The sequence below is a fragment of the Cyanobium sp. Cruz CV13-4-11 genome, assembly GCF_024346055.1.
Taxonomy (GTDB): domain Bacteria; phylum Cyanobacteriota; class Cyanobacteriia; order PCC-6307; family Cyanobiaceae; genus Cyanobium.
The window spans coordinates 23,017-38,696 of sequence record NZ_JAGQCH010000018.1 but is presented as its reverse complement, the minus strand read 5'-3'; the positions used below and the strand labels follow the sequence as shown (position 1 = coordinate 38,696).

Sequence of the window (15,680 nt, the reverse complement as noted above, 5' to 3'; positions counted from 1 at the left end):
GGTTCAGAAGACACCCTCTCCGTTTCGTCATGCCTGGCGTGGGTGCGTCAGGAATGGAACAGCAGCACCAGGCCGGATTTCACCTGGTGAAACTCCCGTTCCTCCCGGCTGAGGTCGAGTCCCACCTGCAGCCCCTCCCGGAGCGCCACATCGAACGGCGGGGCCGGTGGCGGCTTGCCGTCGCACCAGAGCGCCGCAATGCCCACCGAGGTGGCATGCCACCGGAAGCAGGCGGTCTCGCCGATGGAAGGCTCCTGCAGGGCGTCTTCGAGGAGCTCGCGGATCGCCATCGTGTCCCGGCTCTCGCCATCCCAGTCGTCGCCTTAGCTTCGGCAGGGAGCTCCGTCTGGGCAATCGGCTGAGAGTTTTCGTGATACTGGCGCCTTACCCTGCCTGCCATGGAGGCCTTCCCAACCCCAGTCGCCCTGGTGCACGAGTGGTTCACCCCCCGGTCCGTGGGTGGCTCCGAGCAGGTGGTGGCCGAACTCGACCGGCTTCTGGCGGCGCTGGGAGCTCCGCCCGAGCTCTACGCGCTGGTGGATGGGGAGAGCGGCCGGCCCGGGAGCTGGCTCAGCGGGCGCAGGGTCCAGACCAGCTTCATCCAGCGGCTGCCCTGGGGGGTGAGCCACGTCCAGCAGTACCTGCCGCTACTGCCCCTGGCGATCGAGCAACTCGACCTGTCGGGCCACCCCCTGGTGATCAGCAGCAGCCATCTGGTGGCCAAAGGGGTGATCACCGGCCCAGACCAGTTGCACGTCAGTTATGTGCACACCCCGGCCCGTTACGCCTGGGATCAGATGCACCCCTACCTGGCCCGTTCCGCCCTGGCCCGCGGACCCCTGGGTCCCCTGGTGCGGCTGCAACTGCACCAGTTGCGTCAATGGGATGTGATCAGCAGCGCCCGGGTGGATGCCCTGGTGGCCAACTCCCGTTTCACCGCCCGCCGGATCCGCTGTTTCTGGCGCCGGCGTGCCCATGTGCTGCATCCCCCCGTGGCCGTGGAGCGGTTCCGCTGGGATCGGCCCCGTGACGACGTCTACGTCAGCCTCTGCCGGCTGGTGCCCAACAAACGGGTGGATGTGGTGGTGGAGGCCTTCAACCGCACAGGGCTGCCCCTGGTGGTGCTCGGCGATGGCCCCGAGCGGCGGCGCCTGGAGGCGATGGCCGGGCCCCAGGTCCGCTTCCTCGGTCGCCTGCCGGACCAGGAGACCGCCGCCTGGCTGGAGCGGGCGCGGGCCTACGTGTACGCCGGCCTGGAGGATTTCGGCATCGCGCCGGTGGAGGCGATGGCCGCCGGCGCCCCGGTGATCGCCTTCGGGCAGGGCGGGGTGCTCGACAGCGTGCGTTGCCTCAGGGAGGGGGAGCCTGGCCCCACCGGCCTGCTGTTCCCTGAGCAGAGCCCGGCCAGCCTGGCGGCGGCGCTGGAGTACTTCGAGGCAGGTCGGCTGTGGCGATCCCTGCCGGCGGAGGGGCAGCGGCAATGGGCGGAGGGCTTCGCCCCGGACATCTTCCGGCAACGCATGCAAACGCTGCTGGAGACGCTGTGGCAGCAGCATCGCCGCCGCCTCCACCGTCCTGTGCCTCTGATCTGAGTGACCCTTCACCATGGAGTTCCGGTCGGGCTGATCCTTAACTTCCTGTGTCGAAGCCGTCCCCCATGCTCTCTTCCATCGGGACCCCCTACGCCTCTCGCCAGCTCGTGACGGCTCCGGCAGAGGTGTTCACCGCTGAAGAGCTGATTGCCTTCCAGTCGAAACGGGATCGCGTCGTCAAGCGAAGCGGCGACATCCTCTTTTCCCTCACGGTGCTCACCCTCGGGTCTCCGGTGCTGCTCGCCCTGGCTCTGCTGGTGAAGGTCACCTCCCGCGGACCTGTGTTCTATGTCCAGCAGCGGGTGGGCCGGGATTACCGCAGTTTCGGTTGCATCAAATTCCGCACCATGCGCCGGGATGCCGATCGGTTGCTCTCCAAACTCCTGGCCGAATCTCCCGACCTCGACGAAGAGTTCCGCAACGATTTCAAGCTCAAGAACGATCCCCGCATCACCCGCCTGGGCAAGTTCCTGCGCCGCTCCAGCCTCGATGAACTGCCCCAGTTCCTCAACGTGCTGCGCGGCGAAATGAGCGTGGTGGGCCCCCGTCCGATTGTGAAAAGCGAGCTGGAGCGCTACGGCAACCGCATGGATGAGGTGCTGGCGGTGCGGCCCGGCCTGACCGGCCTGTGGCAGGTCTCCGGCCGCAACAACCTCAGCTACCCCGAGCGGGTTCGGCTGGATGTCCGCTACGCCCGCCGCCGCACCCTGCTGATGGATCTGCGCATCATCCTGCGCACGATCGGCGTGATGCTCGACCCCCGCGACCGCGGCGCCTACTGAGGCCAGCCCAGCGCCTCAGCCTGGCGTCCATCCGGCACCGATCAGGGCCAGGGCCGGCAGGGCCACCAGCAGCCACAGCAGCTCCAGCCGATCGCCCAGGGCCAGGATCCGCTCGACCCCGGCCCTGTCGGGGGCACGGCCTGCGGCAGCCAGGGTGGGCTTGATGCGCACCCCATCGGCGTAGGTGTTGGCCCCGCCCAGGCGCACACCGGCCGCGTGGGCGAAAGCCGCCTCCGACACACCGGCATTAGGGGACGGGTCGGGGGCCCCATCCCGCAGGGCCGCCCGCAGCCAGTGGACCGACTGCCCGGGCCGGCCTGCCGCCAGGGGCAGGCTGAGGGCCACCAGCCGGGTGGGCAGCCAGGTGAGCAGGTCGTCGAGGCGGGCGCCGGCGGTGCCCAGCCAGCGCAGGCGACCGTGGCGGTAACCAAGCATCGAATCGAGGGTGCTGGCGGCCTTGTAGCCCCAGGCCAGGGCCAGGGGGCCCGGCAGGGGCAACGCAGGCAGGTGCAGCGAAGGCAGGTGCAGCGAAGGCAGTGCCGGCCCCAGCTGCACCAGCACCGCCCCGGCCAGCATCCAGAACAGCGGTGCAAACAGGCCGTCGACGGCATTTTCGGCGGCGGTTTCGGCGGCGGCCCGCAGGATCTCCGCCTCCGGCAGGTGGCTCACCTGGCGGCCCACGATCCGGGCGAGGCGCGAGCGGGCCAGGGGCAGGTCGGGCAGTGCCGCCAGCACGGCCCGCACGGCCCGCCCCAGACTGCCGCCCGCCAGGGCGCTGGCCAGGCCCACCAGCAGCAGCGGCAGCCCCGCCGGGGGCAGGCTCTCCGCCAGGCGTTCCACGGCCCAGCCCGCCGCGCCACTGCCGCCCACCAGTACCAGGGTGATCACCACTCCGGCCAGACGAAGGCGCCCCGGACGCTCGCCTGCCCAGGCTTCGGCGGGGCCCCTCAGCCCGCTGATCATCGCCCCCATCGCCTGCACCGGATGGAACCAGTCCGGCGGATCACCCACCAGCCGGTCGAGGGTGGCGGCCGCCGGCACCAGCAGCAGCACGGGCAGCGTCACGCTGTGGGGGCGTGGCGGCGGGGGAGCACCAGGGCCGCCAGCCCGTAGGCGGCCACGATCAGGATCCGGGCATGGGGCAGGCCCAGCAGCTGACTGCCGGCGCCCATGGCGAGGCTTCCCACCAGGCTGCCGATGGCCATTGACCGGTCGATCCGTGCCAGTCCCTCCGCAGCGCCGACGCTCCCTTCCCCTTCCCCGGCGATGCGGGAGGCGGCGAGGCGCCCATCGCTGCCGGCGGCCAGGGCCCCCAGTGGCATGAACAGCGCTGTGGATCCCCAGGCGGGCAGCCAGGTGGTGGCCTGCAGCAGCAGCGCCATGGCGGCATAAAGGCTCCACCCCGGCAACAGCAGGGGGAGGGTGAGCATCCGGCCCAGTCCATAGGCGGCCAGCACCAGGCCTAAATCCACGCAGTCGCCGCCGCCGATCGTGCGCACCCACAGCGGCAGCAGGGCGAACAAGGCACCGAACAGCACGCCCTGGGCGCCGCCGCGAAGATCCAGGCCTGAGGCCGCGACCGGGGACACCGGGGTGCTCTCCGCCGGCGGCGGTCGGAAGCGCGGGGAGGACACCAGCAGCAGGCCGGGCAGCAGCAACAGCGCTGCCATGGCGAACTGGGGAGCGGTATTGCGCAACAGCGGGAACAGCAGGGCGGTGAGCAGGCTGCCCGCCAGCCCGCCGGCATCGCCAAGGCGCTGCAGCCAGCTCAGGCTCAGGCGCCGGGGGGCCAGCAGCCAGCGCTGCAGCGGCAGCAGGCTGGCGGTGCGGCCCAGACCCACAAGGCCGCTGGCCACCAGAGGCCAGACCGGCGAAGGCCCGAGGCGCTTGAGGGCCACGGCCAGCAGCAGCAGCAGGCCACCCAGCTGCAGCACCATCCCGAGGCGGGCGCGGGGGCGCAGCGGTAACAGCGTGGTGGAGGCGGTGAGGGCCGGCAGCAGACCGTTGACCAGCGGCGCCTGGCTCAGACCGCTGAGCAGCCAGCCCGCTGAGGCCCCGGCGAGGGACTGGGCTGTGCTCTGGCTGAACCAGACAAGCGAGGGAAGGGCGGCACGGTTGCTCATGGCCGCTCCTGGTTCAGGCGGCCTTGAGCCAGCTGAACATCGAGCGCAGACCCTTGCCCACCTGTTCGATCGGATGGGCGGCATCGCGTTCGCGGGCCTTCGCCATCTCGGGCTTGCCCGCCTCGCACTCGGCCACGAAGTTGCGGGCGAAGGTGCCATCCTGGATGTCGTCCAGGATGCGCCGCATCTCCGCCTTGGTGTCGGCGGTGATCAGCCGGGGGCCGCTGACGTAGTCGCCGTACTCGGCGGTGTTGGAGATCGAATCACGCATGGCGGTGAGGCCGCCCTTGACCATCAGATCGACGATCAGCTTCACCTCATGCAGGCACTCGAAGTAGGCCAGCTCGGGCTGATAGCCCGCTTCCACCAACGTTTCGAAGCCGGCCTTGACCAGTTCGCTGAGGCCGCCGCAGAGGACGGCCTGCTCGCCGAACAGGTCGGTTTCGGTCTCTTCCTTGAAGTTGGTTTCGAGGATGCCGGCACGGGTGCCGCCAATCCCCTTGGCGTAGGCCATCGCCAGGGCGCGGGCATTGCCGGAGGCGTCCTGCTGGATGGCGAACAGGGCGGGGACGCCCTGGCCGTTCTGGAACTCCCAGCGCACGGTGTGGCCGGGGCCCTTGGGGGCGATCATCACCACGTCCACGTCGGCGGGCGGCTGGATCAGGCCGAAGCGGATGTTGAAGCCGTGGGCGAAGCTCAGCACCTTGCCGGCGCTGAGGTGGGGCGCGATCTCGGTGGCGTAGACGGCTTTCTGGGCCTCATCCGGCAGCAGCACCATGATCCAGTCGGCCTTGGCGCAGGCGTCGGCGACGCTCAACACCTCGAGGCCGTCAGCCCGGGCCTTGGCGGCCGAGCGGCTGCCGTCGTAGAGGCCCACCACCACGTTGACACCGCTGTCCTTGAGGTTGAGGGCATGGGCATGGCCCTGGGAGCCGTAGCCGATGATGGCCACCGTCTTGCCGTTCAGCAGGCCGAGATCGGCGTCGGAGTCGTAGAAGAGCTGGGCCATTCCGGGCGGCGGGCAGGGCAAACGCAGACTTTAGGTGTGCGTCCGCACGGACCTCAGCAGGCGTGCGTTTGCATGGGCCTCAGCCGCCCGCCGCTTCCGAGGGGTGGGCGATCACCCGGTCGATCAGGCCGTACTCCTTGGCTTCGGCGGCGCTGAGGAAGTAGTCGCGGTCGGTGTCCTTGGTGACTTTCTCCAGGGACTGGCCGCACATCCCGGCCAGGGACTGGTTGAGCATGTCCTTGATGCGCAGGATCTCCCGTGCCTCGATCTCGATGTCGCTGGCCTGGCGCTGGCTGGTGCCGCCCAGGGGCTGGTGGATCATGATCCGGCTGTGGGGCAGGGCCAGCCGCTTGCCCTTGGTGCCGGCGGCCAGCAGGAAGGCGCCCATGGAGGCCGCCAGCCCGACGCAGATCGTCACCACGTCCGATTTGACGTACTGCATGGTGTCGTAGATCGCCAGGCCGGCGGTCACCGACCCGCCCGGCGAATTGATGTACAGGTAGATCGGCTTGGAGCTGTCATCGGAGTCGAGGTACAGCATCTGGGCCACCAGGCTGTTGGCGATGCCGTCGGTCACCTCCTGGCCGAGGAACAGGATCCGCTCCACCCCGAGACGGGTGTAGATGTCAACCCAGCGCTCGTACTGGCTGCCGGGGAGGCGGTAGGGAACGCTGGGGGTGCCGATGGGCATGGCGGGAAGGCTCTCGTTCGGAGCCGGGGTGAAGAGGTGGTGGAGGGGGTCGGCCGGGGGCCGGGTGTCGGTGAGGGTCGGAGAGGACCCTCCGGTGGGCTCAGCCCAGCTGGTGCGTCACGCCATTGGGGCGGCCGTCGGCAGGTCCTTGCGGCTGGTCAGCACCCGGTCAATCAGGCCGTAGGCCATGGCTTCCTCGGCCGTGAGGTAGGTCATCCGGTCGGAGTCGCGGGAGAGGTCCTCGACACTCTTGCCGGTGTTCTCGGAGAGGATTTCCAGCATGCTCTGCTTGTTGTGCAGCACCTCCTTGGCCCGGATCTGGATGTCGCTGGCCTGGCCGCGGGCGCCGGAACGGGGCTGGTGCAGCACGATTGAGGCATGCGGCAGAGCGGCGCGCTGCCCTTTCGTGCCGGCGCTGAGGATCATGGCGGCGGTACCCATGGCCTGGCCGATGCAGATGGTGTGCACCGGAGGCTTCACGTAGCGGAGGGTGTCGCAGATGGCGAAGGCCTCGGTCTCGAAGCCGATGGCGTCGCCGGAGTACCAGCTCGTGCCGGTGGAGTTGATGTAGAAGAAGATCGGCTTCTCGGGATTGTCGAACTCCAGATAAAGCAGCTGGGCGATGATCAACTCGGTGACATCAATGCCCATCTGACGCTTGGCGTCGTCATCGGAGAACAGGGGCAGGCCGAGATAGACGATCCTCTCCTTGAGCAGCAGGGACGGCAGATCCGGCGGCGGCGTGCGCATCACTGCGGAATCGCCGTAGTAGGGGGCCGACACCGTCATCCGCGCTCACCAGCAGTCTTGAGGCAGGAGCCTAGCCGGGGCCAGGAGGCTGGTGCTCCTGCAGGGCGACGGGTTTCCCGCCCGGCTTGTCGAGCCCCCGGCCGTTGCCCCGCTCGCCGGGGCGGTCCTGGTTGCGGTCGCAGCGGGCGAACACCATGCGGCCGGTGGGCGTCTGCAGGGCACCGGTGACGGTGACGGGCAGACGCTCGCCGATGCGGCGGCGGGCATCTTCCACCACCACCATCGTGCCGTCCTCCAGGTAACCCACGCCCTGGTCGGCCTCCTTGCCCTCCCGCACGATCTTGAGCTGGAGCCCGTCGCCGGGCTGCACTTCGGGCCGCAGGGCGATGACCAGTTCGCTGAGGTTGAGCACCTTCAGCTCCTGCACCTGGGCCACCTGGGCCAGGTTGAAGTCGGCGGTGAGCAGGGTCCCACCGGTGTCGGCGGTGAGCTTGAGCAGTTTGTCGTCGGCGCCATTGCCGCTGTAGCGGGTGCTGTTGACCACCAGCCGGCGGCCGTAGTTCTCCCGCAGCTCGGTGAGCAGCTTCAGCCCCCGCCGGCCCTTGGCGCGCTTTTCGCTGTTAGAGGAGTCGGCCAGGGCCTGGAGCTCGTCGATCACCGCCTGGGCGACGATCACCTGGCCCTCCAGCAGGCCGGAGGCCAGCAGGCCCCGGATGCGGCCATCGATGATCACGCTGGTGTCGAGGATCTTGGCGCTGGCGGGCAGCAGCACGCCATCGGCCACCAGCAGGGCCTCCGTGCTGGCCGGGTTGAACAGCCGCAGCAGGGTGCGGCCATGGACCTCGGCCAGGTTGTACCCGAGCACCCCGAAGAAGACGTTGCTGAGCACCGCCGCCAGGGGCTTCACCAGCACCACCTCCCAGGGCAGGGGCAGCAGCAGGATCGGCGCCAGCAGCAGGTTGGCCACCAGCAGGCCGAGAATCAGACCCACCGCCCGGCTGATCAGCAGATCGGTGGGCATGCTGCGCACCTGGGCCATCAGGCGCCGGCGCAGTTGCTGGAAGAAGATGCCCGCGATCAGACCGAAGAAGGCGCCGAACCCGCCCATCACTGTCCGCAGCCCCTCCTGGTTCGTGACCTGGAGCAGCAGCTGCTCCGGCAGAAGGTCGACGCCGAGCCAGCCGGTGGCTGCCCCTGAAATCAGGAACAGCAGCAAGATGAGGGTGTCCACCATGCTTCGAAGTCCCGACGCCTTGGCCGCCCTGCAGATACGAAGAGAAGCTTGGCCGATCTTCCGCCGTTTGGGTTCCAGGGATTACCGCCCGTGATGGATCCCCGATCCGCCTACGTCCACATTCCCTTCTGCCACCGGCGCTGTTTCTACTGCGATTTCCCGGTGGTGCCCCTCGGGGACAGGGCCGACGGGGCCAGCTCCGGCTCCGTTGCCGCCTACCTGGCCCTGCTGCACCAGGAGATCGCCGCCTCCCCCGGCGGCCCACCGCTGGCGACGGTGTACCTGGGCGGTGGCACCCCGTCGATGCTCAGCAGTGCCCAGGTGGCGGGGATCCTGGAGGCCCTGGAGGGCCGCTTCGGTCTGGCGCCGGGGGCGGAGCTGAGCCTGGAGCTGGATCCGGCCAGCTTCGATCAGGCCCGCCTGGCGGGCTACCTGGCCGCCGGCATCAACCGGGTCAGCCTGGGGGGGCAGAGTTTCGACGACGGCGTGCTGGCGGACCTGGGCCGTCGCCACCGCGGCGCTGACCTGCGCGAGGCGGCCGGCTGGCTGGGCCTGGCCCGCCGGCGGGGCGACCTGGCCAGCTGGAGCCTGGACCTGATCCAGGGGCTGCCGCGGCAGGACACCGCCCACTGGGACGGCCAGCTCCGTGAGGCCCTGGCCCTGGAGCCCCCCCATCTGTCGGTGTACGACCTGAGCATCGAGCCCGGCACGGTCTTCGAGCGGCGCCTGGCGCAGGGGGAGCTGGCCCTGCCGCCGGAGGATCTGGCCGCCGACCTGATGGACCTGACCTGGGCCCGGCTGACGGCCGCTGGCTACGGCCACTACGAGGTGTCCAATTTCGCCCTGCCCGGCCACGCCTCGCGCCACAACCGCGTCTACTGGAGCGGGGCGGGCTGGTGGGGGTTCGGCATGGGCGCCACGGCGGCCCCCCGCGGCCGCCGGCGGGCCCACCCCCGCACCCGCGCCGGCTATGCGGAGGTCCTGGCGGCCCGGGCCGCCGGGGTGGAGGTGCCCGATGCGACGGACGGGGAGGCCGACAGGGAGGGCATGCCCTTCGATGAGCGGCTGATGGTGGGGCTGCGCTGCCGGGAGGGGGTGAACCTGGAACGGCTGGCCCGCCAGGAGAACCTCAGGGCGTCCCAGCTGGAGGGGCTGCGGCAGCGGCTTGCCACCTACGAGACGAGGGGCCTGCTGTGCATCGAAGGGCCCCGCTGGCGCCTGGCGGACCCCCAGGGGCTGGCCCTCAGCAATGGGGTGCTGCGGGAGCTGCTGGCCTGGTGGCTGGAGCAGGAGCCGCTGCCGGCGCCTGCTCCCTGACCCAGCGGCCGAGGGCCTCCACCGCCAGGGCCCGGCCCTGTATCAGGGGGGGGCTGAAGGGGGGCTGGCGGGTCGTGAGCCCCAACAGATCGGCCGTGACCCGCACCTGGCCGTCGCAGCCGTCACCGGCACCGATACCGATCACCGGAATCACCAGGGTGGCGCTCAGCTCGCTGGCCAGCTCCGCCGGAACGTGCTCGATCACCAGGGCGAAACAGCCGGCCTCCTGCAGGGCCAGGGCCCGCCGCCGCAGTCGCTCCTGGCTGATCGGATCACCCGCCTGGCGCCGGTAGCCCAGCTGGTGCACCGACTGGGGGGTCAGCCCGAGATGGCCCATCACCGGAATGCCGCTGCGCACCATCCGATCGATCACCGTGAGGGTCTCGGGTTCGGCCCCCTCCAGCTTCACCGCCACCGCCGGCGTTTCCTTCAGCACCCGGCCCGCCGCGGCCACCGCCGCATCGGCGCCGCACTGGTAGCTGAGGAAGGGGAGGTCGCAGATCAGCAGGGGGGGATGCTGCGCTGCCGCAGCCGCCAGCCCCCGGCCGGCGGCGCGGCAGTGGTGCAGCATCTCCTCGAGGGTGACCGGCAGGGTGGTGGCGTGGCCCAGCACCACCATCGCCAGGGAGTCGCCCACCAGCACCGCATCCACCCCGGCGCCGGCAACGACGGCGGCGGAGAGGGCGTCCCAGGCAGTGAGCATGGTGATCGGCAGACCGCCCTGCTTGCGCCGTGTCAGATCAGCGGGTCGCAGGGGCACGGCACAGAGTGCGGAGAGGGCATTGCTAGCATCAGCTGGACTCGGACCCACGCGGCTCTGACGCCCAAATCTGGTCAGGACCGGAAGGGAGCAGCCACACGGGATGCTCAGGGCAGGCGTGGATTCCGGGTCACCCTCTTCGAACCGGGTGTCAGTCGACCCGGTTCTGGCGATTGATCAGGAACGGCGGGATCATGGCCCCCCGCTCCTCGGGTGTGTGGGTGAGGCTGTCGGCGAAGCTCGCGGTGGGGGTGCGCTCCGGCCGGTAGTGGCCACCGCTCTGGAAGCCGGTGGCGATCACCGTCACGTGGATCTCCCCCTCGAGGGATTCGTCCACAACGGCCCCGACGATGATGTTGGCATCGGGGTCGACCACGTCGTAGATGACCTCGGACGCGGTGGTCATGTCCTCCAGGGTCATGTCCTTGCCACCGCTGATGTTGATGACGCAGCCGTTGGCACCGTCGATGCGGGCCGACTCCAGCAGGGGGCTGCTCATGGCGGCCTGGGCGGCCTCGATGGCCCGTGAACGCCCCGAGCCCACGCCGATGCCCAGCAGGGCGGTGCCGGCATCGGCCATCACCGAGCGGATGTCGGCGAAGTCGACGTTCACCAGGCCCGGCCTGGTGATGATGTCGGTGATCCCCTTCACGCCCATGCGGAGCACGTCGTCGGCGGCCCGGAAGGCCTCCTGGAGCGGCGCCCCGGCGATGGCATCCCGCAGGCGATCGTTGGGAATGATGATCAGCGTGTCGACATGTTCGGCCAGGCGGGCGATGCCCTCCTCGGCCTGACGCAGCCGTTTGCGGCCCTCGAAGCCGAATGGTTTGGTGACGATGCCCACGGTGAGGGCGCCGCATTCCTTGGCCACCTCCGCCACGATCGGCGCCGCGCCGGTGCCGGTGCCGCCGCCCATGCCGGCGGCGATGAAGACCAGATCGGCGCCCTCCAGCGACTGCTGCAGGTCGGCCCTGGATTCCTCGGCCGCCTTCTGGCCGATCACCGGGTTGCCACCGGCCCCCAGACCCCGGGTGAGCTTCTGGCCCAGCTGGATGCGCTGGCCGGCCGCCGACTGCAGCAGGGCCTGGGCGTCGGTGTTGAGCACCCGATAGCCCACCCCGGTGAGGTCGGTGGCGATCATCCGGTTGACCGCGTTGCTGCCGCCTCCCCCAACGCCGATCACCTCGATCCGGGCCGACTGGCTCGGGACGATCCCGTTGCTGCTGGGCGAGATCTGGCTCATCGCGTTGGGCTCCTGCGGGGACGAAAGATCGACGTATTGAAGGCGGTCCTGATCGCGCGACATCGCGGGAGGGGGGGTGTGGCCGTTGATCTGCGGCTGCATTATGTCGGTGGGCAGCTCAGCTGAAGTTGCCGATAGATCACATTGGACTGAATCGCCTCAGGGCGCAACGGCCTGTGAGGATTGCCTGGCTCCTGCGGCGGGCCCGTAGGCCTACTGGGCGCCGGCTGGGGCAGGGCGGGCCGTTACGGGAGGGGGCGGCGCTGACCCTGGGGATGGGGGACTGGCCTGGGTGGGCCTTGCCGTTGCGGAGCTTCTGCCCCCGACGCCCAGGCTCAGTTCGGGCTGTTCGGGATCGCTCAGATCGATCAGTAGCGGTGGTGCCCCTTTCATGCTGCCGGGCAGGGTGCGGCTGAGATGGCCGACCACCTCCAGCCGCCGGGGCAGGCGGGCATCCGGCGGGCCCAGCCGCACCTGCCCCAGCTGGGTCATGGAGAGCCACAGGCTGCCGTCCGGTTCGAAGCGGATTTCGCGCAGACCAGGACCCAGCACCTCCCGTTCCTTCAGCACCCTGGCCAGCACGGCCCGGTGGCGGGCGTTCCAGCCGATCACCAGCAGGGAGAGGTCGCCCTGGCTGCGCACCCCCATGTGCTGGCGCATGCTCATCCAGTTGCCCAGGCCATCCACAAAGCCCATTTCAGGGCCGCGGTCCGTGCGGCGCTCCGCCCGGGCCACCGCCTCCCGGTCCTTGAGCTCCACCCGCAGCCGCGGCGGCAGCATCAGCCGGCTCACCCTCACCTCCTTCACGGGCAGGGCGCCCATCAGGTCGCTGGCCACCTGGCGGGGCTGCAGGGCCATCAGGGGCTGGGGGAAGCGCAGCCTGGCCGCGGTGATCACCTGGTCGCGACTGACCACGGCACTGCCCATCACCTCCACCTGGGTGGGTTCCCGCAGGGTCCAGCCCTGCCGCAACAGCAGATAGCCAAGGCCGGCGGAGACGGCGCTGAAGACCAGGATGCGCCAGAGCAGCCGCAGCCGCTCGCTGCGGCGCTGACGGCGAAGTTCTTTGCGGCGCAGCACCCCGGGAGGCAGCGGCGCTCCCGGTGCCAGGGGTGCTCCGCGCGAAGAGGGGGCCTGCTTCACAGCTCGCAGCGGGAGCGGGCCATGAGTTCATCCATCCAGGTCCGGGCCCGGCGGGCGTCGGCGAAGGGCAGGTCCGCCTGCTGGCCACCGCCCACCAGCCGCAGCCGGCAGGCCCCTTCGCTCTCCTCGGTCAGGGGGGCCTCACCGGAGCTGAGCGAGAGCAGCTCGACCATTTCCAGGCGCTTGATGGTGAAGGAGCCCACCGGCTCGAAGCTGCCGGCCACGAACCTGGTCCAGCTCAGTTCCCCGTTGATGAGACGGGCGGCCCCACAGCCATCCAGCTTGGCCAGTTCGGCGCCGCTGGCCCAGTCGCGGAACAGCTGCTGCCGTCGCCGCTCGATCCAGCCGAGGGCCACCAGAAGCACGAAGGCCGCCAGGAGGGGCAGCCACAGCAGGCCATGGATCATGGCGCCGTTCCTTCCACGTTCATCCGGTGCTCCGATCTTCCCGCGCCCAGCACCAATTCGTGCACCAGGTGGGGGAGTGGACATCCACTGGCCTCCCACAGCATGGGGTACATGCTCTGGCTCGTGAAGCCCGGGAGGGTGTTGATCTCGTTGAGCCAGAGGCTTCCTGTGGCCTCGTCGTAGAAGAAATCGACCCGGGCCAGCCCCCCAGCCGCCACCGCCCGGCAGGCGTCGAGCGCCATCGCCCGGGCCCGTTCGCTCACCGCCTCATTCACCAGAGCGGGGATCACGGTGTGGCTGAGCCCCTCGCTGTATTTGGTCTCGTAGTCGTACCAGTCGGCATCGAAGCGGATTTCGCCCAGCACCGAGGCACCCAGCCCGTCCCCCTGGCCGTCGTGGCGCTGCAGCACGGCGCATTCCAGTTCCCTGGCCTTCACGCCCTGCTCCACCACCAGGCGTCGGTCGAGGCCAGCGGCCAGCTCCAGGCCCGCGAGCAGGGCGGCTCGGTCGCCGGCCTTGCTGATGCCCACCGAGGAGCCCATGTTGGCCGGCTTGACGAAACAGGGGTACCCCAGCTGGCTCTCCAGCCGTTCCAGCAGGGCCTCCCGGGCGCCGGGGCGGTTGGCGTCAAGCTCGGACGCGTCGACACAGGCGTAGGGCACCTGGGGCAGGCCGGCGGCGGCGAAGGCGGCCTTCATGGCCTGCTTGTCCATCCCCAGGGCCGATCCCAGCACGCCGGAGCCCACGAAGGGCACCCCCATCAGGGTGAACAGTCCCTGGATCGTGCCGTCCTCGCCGTTGGGGCCATGCAGCACCGGAAACCACACCTCCATGTCCAGGGCCCCCTCCGGAAAACCCCGGAAGCCCCCTGGCTCCTCCGGTCCTGGCAGATCCCCGGCTTCGGCCGGTAGGCCCCGCTCCAGCACCGCCGCCGCCACGGCCTCCGGCCACCAGCCGCCGCGGCGATCGATGTAGAAGCAGCTGACCTGGTAGCGCTCGCCATTGGCGCCGCTGCGCAGTCCTCGCAGCACGGTCTGGGCCGAGCGGATCGAGACGGCGTGTTCGCCGGAGGCTCCCCCGAACACCAGGCCGACGCGGGTGGGGTGGGGGGCCATCGGCACAGGAAAGAGGGCCAAACGTATCAGTGAACCGGTTCCCGGCCCAGGGGCCGGCCGCTGAGGCTGAACGGCCGCACCGCCTCGATCAGCACGTCGACCAGGTCCCCGGGGACGTAGGGCCGGCCATCGCCGGAGTCGGCGGCGAAAAAGGTGAGCCGATTGGTGCGGGTGCGGCCCATCAGCTGATCCGGATCCCGCGGGTTGACCCCCTCGGCCAGCACCTGCTCCCGGCGGCCCAGGTAGCGGGCGCTGCGCTCCGCCGCAACCCTCTCCACCAGGGCGTTGAGCTCCTGGAGCCGTTCCACCTTCACCGCCTCCGGCAGCTGGTCGGGCCAGTCGGCCGCCGGTGTGCCCGGCCGCGGCGAGTAAGCGGCGGTGTTGACCTGGTCGAATCCGATCGCCTCGATCAGTTCAAGGGTGCGGCGGTACTGGGCGTCGGTTTCGCCGGGGAAGGCCACGATCACGTCGGCGCTGATGGCCGCATCGGGGAGGCGCTGGCGGATGCGGTCGATGATCCGCCGGTAGCGCTCCACGGTGTAGCCCCGGGCCATGGCCCGCAGCACGGTGTCGTCGCCGCTCTGGAAGGGGATGTGGAAGTGCTCGCACACCTTGGGCAGGTCGGCGCAGGCGTCGATCAGCCGGTCGGTGAAGTAGCGGGGGTGGCTGGTGGCGAAGCGGATCCGCTCCAGGCCCCGCACGTCGTGCACCGCCCGCAACAGGTCGGTGAGGGTGTGGGCCCGCCGGCCCTCGGCGGTGATGCCGGGCAGGTCGCGGCCATAGGCGTCGATGTTCTGGCCCAGCAGGGTGACCTCCCGGTAGCCCCGCGCCGCCAGTCCCTCCATCTCCAGGCGGATCGCCTCGGGCAGGCGCGACTGCTCCCGGCCCCGCACCGCCGGCACCACGCAGTAGGTGCAGTGCTCGTTGCAGCCGTAGATGACGTTCACCCAGGCGCAGACGGCGCTGTCCCGCCGGGCCGCGGTGATGTCCTCGAGGATGTGGTGCTCGTCGGTGGCCACCACCTGCTGGCCGCTCTCCACCCGGGTGAGCAGGGCCTCAAGCCGGTTGGCGTGCTGGGGGCCCATCACCAGATCCAGCTCCGGCACCCGCCGCAGCAGGGACTCCCCCTCCTGCTGGGCCACGCATCCAGCCACCACCAGGGTGAGGCCGGGGTTGGCCCGTTTGCGCTGGGCCTGCCGCCCCAGGTAGCTGTAGACCTTCTGCTCGGCGTTGTCCCGGATCGTGCAGGTGTTGTACAGCACCAGATCGGCCGTGTGCTCGTCGTCGCCAGGGCTGTAGCCCATGGCTTCGAGGATTCCGGCCATGCGCTCGGAATCGGCCTTGTTCATCTGGCAGCCGAAGGTGGTGATCCAGTAGCTGCCGCGCCGTGCCGAGGGCGCCTGGTCGGCCTGTGGGCCGGAAACGGTGGCTGTCATGGGATCCAGTTTCCGCTATCGCCCCGTCGCCGCCAGCGGGGAGGCTGTGGCAGCGTGATTTTCCCCGGCCCCTTTCTG

Annotated in this window: 16 protein-coding genes and 1 other RNA gene; 4 read left to right on the top strand and 13 right to left on the bottom strand. The window is 70.2% G+C overall.

The genetic code is table 11. The annotated features are described in order from the left end of the window. Window positions 1–47: 47 nt before the first annotated feature. Window positions 48–290, bottom strand: coding sequence for a hypothetical protein (locus KBZ12_RS13360; protein WP_254958470.1), 243 nt, complete (start codon window positions 288–290; stop codon window positions 48–50). A gap of 108 nt (window positions 291–398) precedes the next feature. Between KBZ12_RS13360 and KBZ12_RS13355 the strand changes: the two genes are divergently transcribed. Together KBZ12_RS13355 and KBZ12_RS13350 are read left to right on the top strand one after the other, a co-directional pair. Continuing rightward, entirely contained in the window at window positions 399–1,592 is a 1,194-nt protein-coding gene (locus KBZ12_RS13355) for a glycosyltransferase (RefSeq protein ID WP_254958469.1), read from the top strand. 65 nt (window positions 1,593–1,657) lie between these two features. Beyond that, entirely contained in the window at window positions 1,658–2,374 is a 717-nt protein-coding gene (locus KBZ12_RS13350; protein WP_254958468.1) for a sugar transferase, read from the top strand. 15 nt (window positions 2,375–2,389) lie between these two features. Here the strand turns inward: KBZ12_RS13350 and cbiB are convergent, their stop codons facing one another. The 6 genes from cbiB to KBZ12_RS13320 form a co-directional block, all read right to left on the bottom strand. Beyond that, window positions 2,390–3,433 (bottom strand): adenosylcobinamide-phosphate synthase CbiB, encoded by a 1,044-nt coding sequence (gene cbiB, locus KBZ12_RS13345; protein ID WP_254958504.1) that lies wholly within the window; start codon window positions 3,431–3,433, stop codon window positions 2,390–2,392. Window positions 3,434–3,435: 2 nt separating this feature from the next. Beyond that, entirely contained in the window at window positions 3,436–4,497 is a 1,062-nt protein-coding gene (locus tag KBZ12_RS13340) for a hypothetical protein (RefSeq protein WP_254958467.1), read from the bottom strand. A 13-nt stretch (window positions 4,498–4,510) separates the two neighbouring features. Then, window positions 4,511–5,506 carry a ketol-acid reductoisomerase gene (ilvC, locus tag KBZ12_RS13335; protein WP_254958466.1) on the bottom strand — a complete coding sequence of 332 codons (996 nt, stop codon included), beginning with the start codon at window positions 5,504–5,506 and terminating at the stop codon, window positions 4,511–4,513. Between the two features lie 79 nt (window positions 5,507–5,585). Further along, window positions 5,586–6,197 carry an ATP-dependent Clp protease proteolytic subunit gene (locus KBZ12_RS13330; protein ID WP_254958465.1) on the bottom strand — a complete coding sequence of 204 codons (612 nt, stop codon included), beginning with the start codon at window positions 6,195–6,197 and terminating at the stop codon, window positions 5,586–5,588. A gap of 117 nt (window positions 6,198–6,314) precedes the next feature. Then, entirely contained in the window at window positions 6,315–6,986 is a 672-nt protein-coding gene (locus tag KBZ12_RS13325) for an ATP-dependent Clp protease proteolytic subunit (RefSeq protein ID WP_254958464.1), read from the bottom strand. Window positions 6,987–7,017: 31 nt separating this feature from the next. Further along, on the bottom strand, window positions 7,018–8,181 hold the full coding sequence (locus tag KBZ12_RS13320) for a PIN/TRAM domain-containing protein (protein ID WP_254958462.1): 1,164 nt from the start codon (window positions 8,179–8,181) through the stop codon (window positions 7,018–7,020). Between the two features lie 93 nt (window positions 8,182–8,274). Between KBZ12_RS13320 and hemW the strand changes: the two genes are divergently transcribed. Next, window positions 8,275–9,498, top strand: a complete 1,224-nt coding sequence (gene hemW, locus KBZ12_RS13315; RefSeq protein WP_254958461.1) for a radical SAM family heme chaperone HemW — start codon at window positions 8,275–8,277, stop codon at window positions 9,496–9,498. Here hemW and panB read toward each other — a convergent pair. Beyond that, a complete protein-coding gene (panB, locus tag KBZ12_RS13310) occupies window positions 9,425–10,252 on the bottom strand; it encodes a 3-methyl-2-oxobutanoate hydroxymethyltransferase (protein WP_254958503.1) in 828 nt (275 codons plus the stop codon). The genes hemW and panB overlap by 74 nt on opposite strands. A gap of 44 nt (window positions 10,253–10,296) precedes the next feature. Here panB and ffs point away from each other — a divergent pair. Continuing rightward, an RNA gene (ffs, locus tag KBZ12_RS13305) (signal recognition particle sRNA small type) lies at window positions 10,297–10,393 on the top strand. A gap of 16 nt (window positions 10,394–10,409) precedes the next feature. Here ffs and ftsZ read toward each other — a convergent pair. The 5 genes from ftsZ to miaB form a co-directional block, all read right to left on the bottom strand. After that, a complete protein-coding gene (ftsZ, locus tag KBZ12_RS13300) occupies window positions 10,410–11,501 on the bottom strand; it encodes a cell division protein FtsZ (protein ID WP_254958459.1) in 1,092 nt (363 codons plus the stop codon). Window positions 11,502–11,714: 213 nt separating this feature from the next. After that, on the bottom strand, window positions 11,715–12,644 hold the full coding sequence (locus KBZ12_RS13295; protein ID WP_254958457.1) for an FtsQ-type POTRA domain-containing protein: 930 nt from the start codon (window positions 12,642–12,644) through the stop codon (window positions 11,715–11,717). Continuing rightward, window positions 12,641–13,051, bottom strand: a complete 411-nt coding sequence (locus KBZ12_RS13290; protein ID WP_254958456.1) for a hypothetical protein — start codon at window positions 13,049–13,051, stop codon at window positions 12,641–12,643. The genes KBZ12_RS13295 and KBZ12_RS13290 overlap by 4 nt, the downstream gene beginning before the upstream one ends. Next, window positions 13,048–14,166 carry a D-alanine--D-alanine ligase family protein gene (locus tag KBZ12_RS13285; protein ID WP_254958455.1) on the bottom strand — a complete coding sequence of 373 codons (1,119 nt, stop codon included), beginning with the start codon at window positions 14,164–14,166 and terminating at the stop codon, window positions 13,048–13,050. Before KBZ12_RS13285 ends, KBZ12_RS13290 begins: the two co-directional genes overlap by 4 nt. Window positions 14,167–14,192: 26 nt before the next feature. Then, window positions 14,193–15,602: a tRNA (N6-isopentenyl adenosine(37)-C2)-methylthiotransferase MiaB gene (gene miaB / locus KBZ12_RS13280; protein WP_254958454.1), complete on the bottom strand. Its 1,410-nt coding sequence runs from the start codon at window positions 15,600–15,602 to the stop codon at window positions 14,193–14,195. Window positions 15,603–15,680 lie beyond the last annotated feature (78 nt).

Excerpts from the sequence above, each read along its gene's own strand:
- KBZ12_RS13285 (WP_254958455.1), bottom strand. The coding sequence starts at position 14,166 with ATGGCCCCCCACCCCACCCGCGTCGGCCTGGTGTTCGGGGGAGCCTCC.
- KBZ12_RS13360 (WP_254958470.1), bottom strand. The coding sequence starts at position 290 with ATGGCGATCCGCGAGCTCCTCGAAGACGCCCTGCAGGAGCCTTCCATC.
- KBZ12_RS13330 (WP_254958465.1), bottom strand. The coding sequence starts at position 6,197 with ATGCCCATCGGCACCCCCAGCGTTCCCTACCGCCTCCCCGGCAGCCAG.
- miaB (WP_254958454.1), bottom strand. The coding sequence starts at position 15,602 with ATGACAGCCACCGTTTCCGGCCCACAGGCCGACCAGGCGCCCTCGGCA.
- KBZ12_RS13325 (WP_254958464.1), bottom strand. The coding sequence starts at position 6,986 with ATGACGGTGTCGGCCCCCTACTACGGCGATTCCGCAGTGATGCGCACG.
- KBZ12_RS13350 (WP_254958468.1), top strand. The coding sequence starts at position 1,658 with ATGCTCTCTTCCATCGGGACCCCCTACGCCTCTCGCCAGCTCGTGACG.
- KBZ12_RS13290 (WP_254958456.1), bottom strand. The coding sequence starts at position 13,051 with ATGATCCATGGCCTGCTGTGGCTGCCCCTCCTGGCGGCCTTCGTGCTT.
- KBZ12_RS13320 (WP_254958462.1), bottom strand. The coding sequence starts at position 8,181 with ATGGTGGACACCCTCATCTTGCTGCTGTTCCTGATTTCAGGGGCAGCC.
- KBZ12_RS13355 (WP_254958469.1), top strand. The coding sequence starts at position 399 with ATGGAGGCCTTCCCAACCCCAGTCGCCCTGGTGCACGAGTGGTTCACC.
- ftsZ (WP_254958459.1), bottom strand. The coding sequence starts at position 11,501 with ATGAGCCAGATCTCGCCCAGCAGCAACGGGATCGTCCCGAGCCAGTCG.
- ilvC (WP_254958466.1), bottom strand. The coding sequence starts at position 5,506 with ATGGCCCAGCTCTTCTACGACTCCGACGCCGATCTCGGCCTGCTGAAC.
- hemW (WP_254958461.1), top strand. The coding sequence starts at position 8,275 with ATGGATCCCCGATCCGCCTACGTCCACATTCCCTTCTGCCACCGGCGC.
- KBZ12_RS13340 (WP_254958467.1), bottom strand. The coding sequence starts at position 4,497 with ATGAGCAACCGTGCCGCCCTTCCCTCGCTTGTCTGGTTCAGCCAGAGC.